The organism is Psychrobacter sp. AOP3-A1-26 (assembly GCF_052378235.1).
Lineage (GTDB): Bacteria > Pseudomonadota > Gammaproteobacteria > Pseudomonadales > Moraxellaceae > Psychrobacter.
The window spans coordinates 1-11,365 of record NZ_JBQSXN010000097.1 but is presented as its reverse complement, the minus strand read 5'-3'; the positions used below and the strand labels follow the sequence as shown (position 1 = coordinate 11,365).

General features: G+C 45.3%; 10 protein-coding genes. 6 read left to right on the top strand and 4 right to left on the bottom strand.

Translation table 11 applies throughout. The features are described 5' to 3' along the window. Window positions 1-11: 11 nt before the first annotated feature. Both ACT3TU_RS12445 and argH read right to left on the bottom strand, forming a co-directional pair. Window positions 12-305, bottom strand: a complete 294-nt coding sequence (locus ACT3TU_RS12445; protein WP_192524210.1) for an oxidative damage protection protein — start codon at window positions 303-305, stop codon at window positions 12-14. A 106-nt stretch (window positions 306-411) separates the two neighbouring features. Then, a complete protein-coding gene (argH, locus tag ACT3TU_RS12440) occupies window positions 412-1,785 on the bottom strand; it encodes an argininosuccinate lyase (protein WP_444784439.1) in 1,374 nt (457 codons plus the stop codon). Window positions 1,786-2,015: 230 nt separating this feature from the next. Here argH and ACT3TU_RS12435 point away from each other — a divergent pair, with 230 nt between their 5' ends. From ACT3TU_RS12435 to ACT3TU_RS12410, 6 genes are all read left to right on the top strand, one after another. Then, complete coding sequence (locus ACT3TU_RS12435) at window positions 2,016-3,062, top strand: histidine kinase (protein ID WP_444784438.1); 1,047 nt, start codon at window positions 2,016-2,018, stop codon at window positions 3,060-3,062. Window positions 3,063-3,381: 319 nt separating this feature from the next. After that, on the top strand, window positions 3,382-4,119 hold the full coding sequence (locus tag ACT3TU_RS12430) for a LytR/AlgR family response regulator transcription factor (protein ID WP_444784437.1): 738 nt from the start codon (window positions 3,382-3,384) through the stop codon (window positions 4,117-4,119). 225 nt (window positions 4,120-4,344) lie between these two features. After that, window positions 4,345-5,379 carry a hydroxymethylbilane synthase gene (hemC, locus tag ACT3TU_RS12425; protein ID WP_444784436.1) on the top strand — a complete coding sequence of 345 codons (1,035 nt, stop codon included), beginning with the start codon at window positions 4,345-4,347 and terminating at the stop codon, window positions 5,377-5,379. 114 nt (window positions 5,380-5,493) lie between these two features. Next, window positions 5,494-6,480 (top strand): uroporphyrinogen-III synthase, encoded by a 987-nt coding sequence (locus ACT3TU_RS12420; RefSeq protein ID WP_444784435.1) that lies wholly within the window; start codon window positions 5,494-5,496, stop codon window positions 6,478-6,480. Between the two features lie 63 nt (window positions 6,481-6,543). Then, complete coding sequence (locus ACT3TU_RS12415; RefSeq protein ID WP_444784434.1) at window positions 6,544-7,551, top strand: hypothetical protein; 1,008 nt, start codon at window positions 6,544-6,546, stop codon at window positions 7,549-7,551. A 189-nt stretch (window positions 7,552-7,740) separates the two neighbouring features. After that, window positions 7,741-8,232, top strand: coding sequence for an acyl-CoA thioesterase (locus ACT3TU_RS12410; RefSeq protein ID WP_192524215.1), 492 nt, complete (start codon window positions 7,741-7,743; stop codon window positions 8,230-8,232). A gap of 202 nt (window positions 8,233-8,434) precedes the next feature. Here ACT3TU_RS12410 and ribBA read toward each other — a convergent pair whose 3' ends face one another. Together ribBA and ACT3TU_RS12400 are read right to left on the bottom strand one after the other, a co-directional pair. Further along, on the bottom strand, window positions 8,435-9,547 hold the full coding sequence (ribBA, locus tag ACT3TU_RS12405; protein ID WP_192524216.1) for a bifunctional 3,4-dihydroxy-2-butanone-4-phosphate synthase/GTP cyclohydrolase II: 1,113 nt from the start codon (window positions 9,545-9,547) through the stop codon (window positions 8,435-8,437). A gap of 476 nt (window positions 9,548-10,023) precedes the next feature. After that, complete coding sequence (locus ACT3TU_RS12400; protein WP_444784433.1) at window positions 10,024-11,313, bottom strand: replication-associated recombination protein A; 1,290 nt, start codon at window positions 11,311-11,313, stop codon at window positions 10,024-10,026. Between the last annotated feature and the right edge of the window lie 52 nt (window positions 11,314-11,365).

Sequence of the window (11,365 nt, the reverse complement as noted above, 5' to 3'; positions counted from 1 at the left end):
ATCTATCGCCTTTATTTATTCTCTGGCGTCCAGCCTTGCGCGCGTTCATAGTCTTCGTTATCCAAAAACTTATCGCGTTGCTCGGTTAAGAATTTTTTGGCTTCAGGATCGAGCATACTGAGATGGTTTTCGTTAATCAGCATGGTTTGCTGCTCAAGCCATTCTTTCCATGCTTTGTCAGAGACGGTTTCTTGTAGCTCTTGCCCTTTTTTATTAGGGAAGGGTGGATGTGGCATTTTTGGCAGTTCTTGTTTATATTTGCGGCAAAATACGGTATTGGCTTGAGGATTAAAGGTCTCGGTCATGATACGTTCCTTATTATAAGTATAAATAGATGCCTTATCTTAACGCATTCATCCATAAAAAACACCCGCAGCGATGGCGGGTGTTTTAAAGATTGGTATTTTAAAATTAAGCAAAAACTTTTAAGCGCGCACGACCGTTAACTACCGCTTGCTTCACTTGATTAGGCGCTGTACCACCTAAATGGTCACGCGCTGCTAATGAGCCTTCTAATGTTAGATACTCGAATACGTCTTCGCCAATCGCATCGCTAAATTGCTGTAGCTGTGCCAGTGACAAATCACTCAAATCAACGCCTTCTTTAATACCTAAGGCGACAGCGTTACCGACCACTTCATGAGCATCGCGGAAAGCCACCCCATTGCGTACTAAATAATCGGCCAAATCAGTCGCGGTCGCATAGCCTTTCATAGTCGCAGCACGCATATTTTCTTTATTGGGGGTGATATTCGGTAGCATATCCGCAAACGCTAGAAGCGAACCGGTCAAGGTATCAACGCAGTCAAACAATGGCTCTTTGTCTTCTTGGTTGTCTTTATTATAAGCAAGCGGCTGGCTTTTCATTAGACTTAATAGCGTCATTAACTGCCCAAAGACGCGAGCCGCTTTACCACGCACCAACTCTGGCACATCAGGGTTTTTCTTTTGCGGCATGATCGATGAGCCGGTACAGAAGCGATCGGGGATTTGCACAAAGTTAAACTGCGCCGACATCCAAAGAATGATCTCTTCGCTCATGCGTGACATATGCATCATCAAAATAGACGCCGCTGAGGTGAATTCGATCGCAAAGTCACGGTCGGAGACGGCATCGAGTGAGTTTTGGCAAATACCTTCGAACCCTAACAGTTCAGCGGTAATGGTACGGTCAATCGGGAAGGTCGTACCAGCAAGGGCAGCACTACCGAGAGGTAATTGATTGATACGGCGACGCGCATCAACCAGACGTTCAGTATCGCGATACAGCATCTCAAACCATGCCATGACATGGTGACCGAAACTGACTGGTTGTGCGGTTTGCAAATGGGTAAAGCCCGGCATAATGGTATCAGTATGTTGCTCGGCTAAATCGAGCAAGCCACTTTGCAAGCGTACCAGCAATGCAATGATATTGTCGGTTTCTTCACGCAACCAAAGACGGATGTCGGTCGCGACTTGATCGTTACGGCTACGACCGGTATGCAGCTTTTTGCCCACCGCGCCGACTATATCGGTCAAGCGCGATTCGACGTTCATATGCACGTCTTCAAGCTGGATGGACCAGTTGAATTCACCCGCTTCAATCTCAGCCAATACTTGCTCGAGACCATCTATAATGGTCGCAACGTCATCAGCGGTTAAGATATCGCATTCTTTGAGCATGGTCGCGTGAGCAATCGAGCCCTCGATATCGTGACGCGCAAAGCGTTGGTCGAAGCCCACGGATGCGGTAAAGGCGGCGACAAAGCTATCCGTCGCTTCGCTAAAACGTCCGCCCCACATCTGCTGGCCTTGGCTGTTTGAAGGACTGCTTCTAGGGTTGTTTTGTGCAGCGTTATTTGTTATTGAGGCATCTGTGCTAGAATCAGAGACAGAGGCGTTTACATTTGATTCGGGATTACTAGGGTTTGAAGAATTGGCATTCATATCATTACAAGACAAGTCAGCAGAATAAGAACTCAAGTATAGCAAAGGATGAGGTTGCCTTACTAGCGGAGCGCTTAGAGTTTTTTATGCCCAAGCTCATGGAGATCATGAAACCTTGGCAATGGTTGCTTGCGATCTTTTTTTGGTCGCTATTTGTGGCGATTATTGATCGCCATAGCGTACCGAATCAAACACAGTTTATGATCAAGTTTATAGCGAGATTCGTTCAAACCTCACTCGCACTGATACCTTCCTTTTATTTAATTGACTATCTTCGCCCTATCTTTAAGCGCCTGTCCATAACGACGGTTAGCTTGTATGTTTTGCTAATATTAACAACCGCTACAGCCGTAACCATCACTTTAGTCTTACTGATTATGATGAACTTTGGCTGGTTTAATCAAAGTTTTTATTTTCTTATTTCAGCGATTGCATTTCATACGCTGATTACCGCGGGGTTTACCGTTGCGGCTTTGCTATTCTTCCTACGTCGTTATCGTGAGATGAATGCACTGAAGCAATCGTTTGAGAACAAATTAATCGCACAAAACGATGTGATTAAAGCTCGTATTGCGCCGCATTTTTTCTTTAATACCATTAATACCTTAATGTCACTAATTGAAACCAATCCATCCCGTGCTGCTGAGTTATTACAACACGTTTCTGCACTATTCCGTGCCAGCTTCATGGGCGCGCGTGAGATTAGCTTTGAAGAAGAGGTTGCCCTTTGCGAGCATTATTTGGCCATCGAATCTAGCCGTTTGGCAGACAAGCTTGATGTGAGCTGGCAATTGCCCAATGAAGACATTATGTATGACATGGTTATTACCGCGCTGACATTACAAAGTGTGATCGAAAAAATGCTGCTTAACGTGGTTGAGATGACCACTGAAATGATATCTATCAATATCAATGTGACGTGGCAGCAGCATCGAGTTACGATTACGATTGATGTCGAACTGCCCAAAAAAACCTTAATTGTTAACCATGATTTGCGCAAGCACATGAATTTTAATATCCAAGCGGAGCGTTTACGCTCTTATTTTGGTCAAAGTGCTGACATTCAAAGTACGGTAAGCAGTACTCAGATTGTTACCATCATCGACTATCCGCTCCAAGACGTTGGTGTATAATATTTGCTACGCTTTCGTTAAATATATAAGCGTGGCATATTTATTGCAGTATATTCATTACACCATGCCCTCTATGATTATTTGTGTCATATTTGGCCATGATTGACTATAAAAGAGAGACCTTAAATAGACGCTGCCAAATAAAGGTATGGTATCAAGACCATGACAGTGAATATACCTTTCGTTGCAGGCGTGGATACAGTTAGTTATCGCTGCATTTAATAATTAAAGGTTCTTACTCTAATAGCATGATAATGAATGCTACTATATTTGAAAGACTATCAACAAATCCTAAGTATATCCTGGGATGGGAGTTTGCATGCGTATTGTAGTTTGTGATGATGAGCCACTAGCGCGTGAGCGTTTGGTTAGAATCGTACAGGAGTCAGGTCATCAAGTGGTTGCGCAAGCGACAACAGGCGCAGAAGCCATCATCGCTGTAAAAACCGAGCAGCCTGATATTATATTGTTGGACATTCGCATGCCTGAGATGGATGGTGTGCGCTGTGCCCAAGAGCTTGCTCAACTTGAGCATCCACCAGCGATTATATTTGTGACAGCTTACGATCATTATGCGATTGCTGCCCTAAAAGCCAACGCCATTGGTTATTTATTGAAGCCTGCAAACAAAGACGAGTTGTTAGAGGCGCTAGATAAAGCAAAAAATTTAAACGCGGCGCAATTAAATGAAATACGTAAGCTTGAAAACCCAACGGCGCGGCCAGTGCGTGAACATATCGCTGCTCGCACTCACCGCGGTGTAGAGCTGATTAAACTCAAAGATATCTATTATCTTACTGCCGATCAAAAGTATGTCAAAGTACGCCACAAAGACGGCATTGTGCTCATCGATGAAACCCTAAAAGAGCTTGAACAAGAGTTTGAAGACCGTCTATTCCGTGTGCATCGCAATGCGATTATCAATCTAAGTTTCTTGGATTTTTTAGAGACCTTAGATGCGGGACAATATCAAATTCGCTTTAAAGGCATTGAGGAGACATTAGCCGTTAGTCGTCGTCACTTGCCAGCGTTACGCGATAAGATTCAAAGCATGTAACGCGCTGTTTTTATAGCGCAATAATCATCCCATATCATCACACCCTTATTTATGCTTAAATAGGGGTATTTTTTTGCGTCAGCATGAACCATAAATGAATTGTATCGCCCCTCTTTTATGGCAAGCCGTCAGTCGTGTTTCGTGCTGAGCCTTTAGCACTGACGCTATAGGCACTACCATCATAGTATCAAATTTATAATAATATTGACTTTACCGAGGCCTTTTATGAGCAATCCGCAGCAATCCGCATTGACTACTTTAAATATTGCAACGCGCCAGAGCCCTTTGGCACTATGGCAAGCTGAGCACATTCGTGACCGTCTACTAGAGATGTATCCTGAGTTGACGATCAACTTGCTAAAAATTGTCACTAAAGGTGACAAGATTTTGGACACCCCATTGGCCAAAATCGGTGGTAAGGGTTTGTTTGTCAAAGAGCTTGAGCAAGCACTATATAGTAAGCAGGCAGATATCGCGGTGCACTCCTTAAAAGACGTACCGATGCAGCTCCCTGAAGGGTTGACGCTTGGTGTGTATTGCAAACGCGCCTCACCAACCGATGCTTTCGTCTCTAACACCTACAATAATATCGATGAGTTGCCTCAAGGTGCGGTGGTTGGCACCTCAAGTTTGCGTCGTCAGTGTCAAATAAAAGCCTATCGCCCAGACCTACAAATCAAAACTTTACGTGGTAACGTCGGTACGCGCTTGGGTAAGTTGGATGCTGGCGAGTATGATGCAATTATTTTAGCGACCAGTGGTTTGCAGCGTATCGAGCTGGATGAGCGGATTCGCGGTGAGCTTGATATCAATGCCTGCTTGCCTGCAGTTGGACAAGGCGCGCTGGCGATCGAATGTCGTGAGGGTGATGATGAGGTGTTAAAACTACTGGCACCGCTTAATGACGACAAAGCCCGTATTCGCCTTATCGCTGAGCGTGCGCTAAACCGTCATCTAGAGGGTGGCTGCCAAGTGCCGATTGCCGCTTATGCCGTGTTGCAAATGGCGAATGAAACGAGTACCAATAATGATGACAACGGTGATAATGGTAATAACGACAATGGTAATGTATTGTGGTTACGCGGCCGTGTGGGTCAAGCCGATGGTAGCGAGCTACTAAAATCAGAAAAACGCTTGACGTTAGTTGGTACACAAGAGGAACAAGAAGCGCAGGCCAATCAGCTGGGTATCGATGTCGCAAAAATGCTGCTCGCTGATGGCGCTGGTGCTATCTTGGCAGCAATTTATCATCCTGAATAACGCATAAATGCCTTTAGCTCTTTAATCATAGCCTTAACCATAATAGCCCCTTGTCATTATTGATGCGGGCCTATGGTTAAGCCCATCCTATCAGCCATTTGTCATGGTATGTCTATGTCATCATCAACGTCATCATCAACTCATGTTAAACTCAGTCATAACAACCAACCGACTGCTCAAGATTCGTTACTACCATCAATAGTCATCAATACTCGCCCAGTGGAGCGTGCAGCCCCTTTGACGCAGTATCTACAAGCAGCACGGCTGACCGTGGTTGAGATGCCAATGTTAGCACTACAGTCGCGACCAACGACTGAGCAAGACATGGTGCTGATGCGTCAATGGCTAGCCGGTGATTATAAGGCGCTGGTTATCGTCAGTCCAACCGCTGCGGCTTCGGGTTTGGGGGTTTGGCAAGCACTTATAAGTGAGCAGAGTGCGCAAGATAGCATTGATAGTCATCGCTATACAGAAACCAAAGAGGTAAAGGCGCCAAGCCATCTTATTGCAGTGGGTGAAGCGACCGCTGCGGTGTTAAATGATGCCAGAATACAGCCGGCAAGTTACCAAGTGCGCCAGCCTAAAGTTGCCAATAATGAAGGGATGCTGGCAATGCCTGAGATTGAGAGTCTACAAGCAGGTGATAAGCTGCTGGTATGGCGCGGTTTGGGTGGCAGGCGACTATTGGTCGATACGCTACAGGCGCGTGGTGTGCATATTGATAGTATTGCTTGGTATGAGCGTACCATGCCTGTCGATGCGATGGCGCAATACCAGCAATGGCTACAAGGCTTCTTGACACAAGACATAGCACCATCGAAGCAGTCAAAGCCAATCGTCGTTGTGAGTAGTGGTACGGCTTTTGAGCATTGGGAAAGTATCGTTAAAACAGTCGCAGAACAGGCTTTAGAAAAAAATTTAGATAGTGATAAGCTATCCAGTGCAGCACTGAAACTAACCGATTTTGCGTATGTGGTACTTGGTGAACGCTTGGCCAATATCGTCGCTGAGCAGCAATTGAGCTATTGGCGTGTAGAAGATTTGGCCCCAGAAACCATTCTCGCTGCGATCAGCGCCAAACCTTACAACGCTAAAGTTTAGTGTTTTATACCTGTCCTTCATTGCTGTTGATACGTTCAAACTGACCAATAACGGTACCGCTTTATGTCCATGAATTCTGAGCCTTTATCTGAGGATCCTGCTGCCGTCCAGCAACGCCGGCAAGCAAATATTTTATTGCTGCGCTTGCAATGGTTGGTTATTTTATTGCTTATAGCCGCTTTATTATGGCTTTATATCAGCCAGCAGCGTTTTCAATATAGTGTCGATGAGCGTTTGCATAGCAATGAACAAGTAGTCAGCCGTCTAAATGAGATGGACGATCGTTTGTTTGCCATGAGCCAGCAGACGTTGCCTGAGCCGATTACCAAAGCCAGTAGCCAAGCGCAAAATCAGCTTGATTTGTTGCGTATTCAAATACAAGCCGTGGATAGATTGTTGGCAGACAATAACGATAGTGCCGCGATTGATTTGTTGCGCGGACTGCATTGGCAACTTTCTCAAAGCGGTAATGAGATATCTCCCGCATTAACCGTGGTTATTAAACAAGGCTTGCTCAAAGACATTGAACGCTTGCAGGCAAGAAGCTCTCAGCCCAGTCCTTGGCAGCTACAAAACCTAGCCATTCAAAATATTCAAGAATTTTTGCACAGCCACGAGCGTGCCATAAATATTAATAGCAGCGAGCAAAAAAAGACGCCAACAACAGTTAAAGCCAACGACGATAATACCAGTCTAAGCCGTAGACAGCTGACGATTCACGAAGTTATTATGACACTGAATCTAGCGAGCCAAGCCAGCAATATGCGTGAGCACGACCAACTTATCAGCTATTTGACCCAAGCGCGCAAACAACTACAGACACTAGCGCCAAAGTCATCAGCCAGCAATGATACGTTATCAGCTAGCAATCGCAAAAAGCCAGAGTCAGTCGCATCAACAGCCACCAAAAAAGCAGATAAAAATGCAAAAAATCTGGTAAATAACTTAGCAGTAACGCAAGCCCCCGAGGATATTTCAGAGGTGGTTGATTGGTTGGATCAATTGATTACCAATGCCCCAAAACCAACGGCATTGCTAACCACTCAGATTTTGGATAAACCTCAGCGCTGATATAATCATTTCGAAATAAAATCAATACGCTGATGTCACCGTGCGGTTGGTACAAATCTTCCTTGCGTGCTGTGCCTGCGCCGACAGAGTCTGCGAAAAATTCATCCCAACCGCACTGTCTCGTTTTTAATACACTGTATCGTTTTTAAATTGAATCGACTATATATAAAATATAAAAAAAGGGAAATTATGACGGATTTAAAAAATAATTCAGGTTCAGCAGCAGAGAGCACAGATAATCTTCGCCCTGATGAATTGGCGCATTATCCCGTTATTCATCACCAGCCCATTCATTGGGGTGAAATGGATGCGTTCAATCATCTCAATAACGTGGTCTATTATCGTTACGCTGAGTCAGCACGTATTGGTTATTTACGAGCGCTTGGTATGTTTGATGGCAGCATGGTCACGGTATTGGCACAATCAAGTTGCCAATACTTACGCCCAGTGACCTATCCCGATACGTTATTATTAGGGGTACGCTGTCAGCGCTTAGGTAATACCAGTATAGTCATGGAGTATAGCTATTATAGCTGCGCTCAAGAAACTATAGTCGCGACGGCTGAAGCAGTTATAGTGCGTTTAGAGAGTAATGCTAAGGACAAATTGCCGTGGACAAACGAGGAGCGTGAGCGGTTATTAACTTTAGAAGCAGAAGTGGGTCATACGCCTGAGCTTTAAAGCTGATACCGAACCCAAAAAGTACGATTAGCTGTGTCAAATTCGTTTAGTCTATAGTGCGTAGCACTTGTACTCGTTTGCCTTGCTATCCTAATTTTTATGAATGGTATGAATATTGAATAAACGAAAAAAGGCACGCTAATGTTAAATTAGCGTGCCGTTTCATAAATGATGGATATCGAATCAGACAGTCAATCAAATATTAGTCTTGTTTGGGTGCGTGAACAAAATCGACCACGTTTAGGTCAAAGCCTGATAATGCAAAAAACTTCATCGGCGATGACAACAAGCGCATATCTCGAACCCCTAAATGGCGTAAAATCTGAGCACCAACCCCGATGCTGCGATAAGGTTGCTGGGTAATCGTTGACATCGATTGATTATCAGAAGCTTTATCAAGCGCCTCGCCTAAATCAATCGGCTGATGATTACCAATCCACACCAAAACCCCGCGATCTGAGGCGCTAATTTCTTCCAACGCTAATTGCACACTCCAGCCACTACGACCTGTCGTGTCATTTTTTGCAGCAAATAAATCACGCAATGGGTGGAAACCATGCACGCGTACGGTACTCACGCCTTCGCTCACATCCCCTTTGACCAAAGCTAAATGCGTCTCGTCAGCACCAAACTCACGGAAGCGATGCAGGGTAAAGGTGCCATGTTCAGTCTCAAAAGGACGCGACTCAATCTCTTCTACCGTCTGCTCATTGGCAATACGATAATTGATAAGATCGGCAATCGTACCCATTTTAATACCATGTTCTTTGGCAAATATCTCTAAATCGTCACGGCGCGCCATCGTACCATCAGCATTGATAATTTCGACAATCACCGCTGCTGGCTCAAGGCCTGCCAGTCGAGCCAAATCGCAGCCCGCTTCGGTATGGCCAGCGCGATGCAGGACGCCGCCGTTTTGTGCCATGATTGGGAAGATATGCCCCGGCTGAACAATGTCTTCAGGTTTGGCCGAAGAGGAGACAGCTGCCTGCACAGTACGCGCGCGATCGGCGGCAGAGATACCGGTGGTGACGCCTTCGGCCGCTTCGATAGACACAGTGAAGTTGGTGCTAAATTTTGCCTCATTGCGGTCTGACATCAGCGGTAATGCCAGCTGCTGGCAACGTGCCTGCGATAAGGTTAGGCAGACCAAACCACGCGCATGGGTAATCATAAAGTTAATATCTTCTGGGCGCACATGGGTCGCCGCCATGATGATATCGCCTTCGTTTTCGCGGTCTTCATCATCCATCAAGATGACCATTTTACCAGCACGAATGTCTTCTATAATCTCAGGAATCGTATCTAAACTCATAGTAAGTCTCAATGTTTTATTATTATACCCAACCCAAAAAATACGATTAGCGGTGTCAAACTCGCTTAGTCTACTAAAGGTAGCACTAACACTCGTTTTCCTTGCTACTCAGATTTTTGGGAATGGTACTAATACATATGTGTGATTGGGGATATAAAATGTTATTTGTCTATTGTAGCAGTAGATTGCTCAAAGCGCTGTTGCGGTTAGGCAAAGTGGCTCATGGTCAAAGCAATCTGCTGGCTACTATAAAAATCAAGCACTCAATTGGCTTGTATAGTAGATTTACTTTAAAACCGATACAGTGCTATTTACTTTACTACAATCGTATCGCTTTTATTTTGAACCGACTATCTGTATCGTTATGAGGCCATTTTAACGCTTTTCACCCCAGCATGCTGCCTCATCTCTAAACTCTATCGCTCAGTAGCTCAAAAACAGTGATGTGTGTTATCAATAATAAATACCAATCGAGCTTATTCGTTACTTGCCGATTGGCTTTTTAGCCAATCCATAAACTGTTTGCTGTGTTGTTCACGCTGATTGTCCGCAAACTTATAAAAGCTTGTGCCTAGCAAATTATCTGGTAAGTAGCTTTGAGCGTAGTAATGATTGGGATAGTCGTGCGGATAAACATAACCTTGTCCATAGCCCTGATTGCGCATCAACTTAGTGACGCCATTACGCAGATGCAGCGGGACAGGTGAGGCATCTTTTTCTGCCAAACTCATCGCCGCATTAATGGCTTTATAAGTGCTGTTGCTTTTGGCACTGGTCGCCAGATAGACCACCACTTGGCCTAATATAATGCGCGCTTCGGGCATGCCGATAGATTGCACACTACGCAAGGCAGCGTCGGCGAGAAGTAGCGCATTGGGGTTAGCATTGCCGATGTCCTCACTGGCCAAAATGACCAAGCGCCGCGCAATAAAATCAGCAGGCTCACCACCGACCAACATCCGCGCCATCCAGTACAGCGCTGCATCAGGATCGGAGCCGCGTACGGACTTTATCAGCGCTGAGACGATATCATAATGCTGCTCACCATCTTTATCGTAGCGCACCAGCGCGGTCTGGGCGACACGAGCGACTAAAGCATCATCGACGATGAGCGGTGATTGGTTGGTGTCAGCCGTTTGAATCGCCAGCTCTAATAAGTTTAGCGCCTTTCTCGCATCACCATGTGCCAATTGGCTGATGGTTTCTTGCGCCTGCAAATCGACAGTCAACTTTTTAAATACATTATCTTCTGAGAGCGCCCGCTGTAATACTGCTGCAATTTGCTCAGGCGTCAGTGGCTCCAAGCGATATACTTGGCAACGTGATAACAGGGCGTTATTGACGCTAAAAGAAGGGTTTTCAGTCGTCGCGCCAATCAAGGTAATATCGCCAGACTCTACCGCGCCAAGTAACGCATCTTGCTGGGCTTTATTAAAACGGTGAATCTCATCGATAAATACCACCGGCGACTCAAAGCTTAGAGAGTCTTTGCTTTCTAGCACTTCTCGCAGTTGCTTCACCCCAGTATTTAGCGCAGACAGCGCATGGAATGGTCGTCCAACGGCATCAGCCAATAGCATGGCGATGGTGGTTTTGCCGATACCTGCTTCGCCATGCAAAATAATCGACGGCAGATGTCCTTGTTCCACTAAGCGTCTTAACGGTGCCCCTTTTGCTAATAAATGCTCTTGACCAATAATGGCATCAAGCGTCGTTGGGCGCATACGCTGGGCGAGTGGGGTGTCGGTATGAAAGTTAGGCGGCATGGGACTCTCTATTATAAAATAGCAATTAAATTAGAAAAATAAGATAAATTTT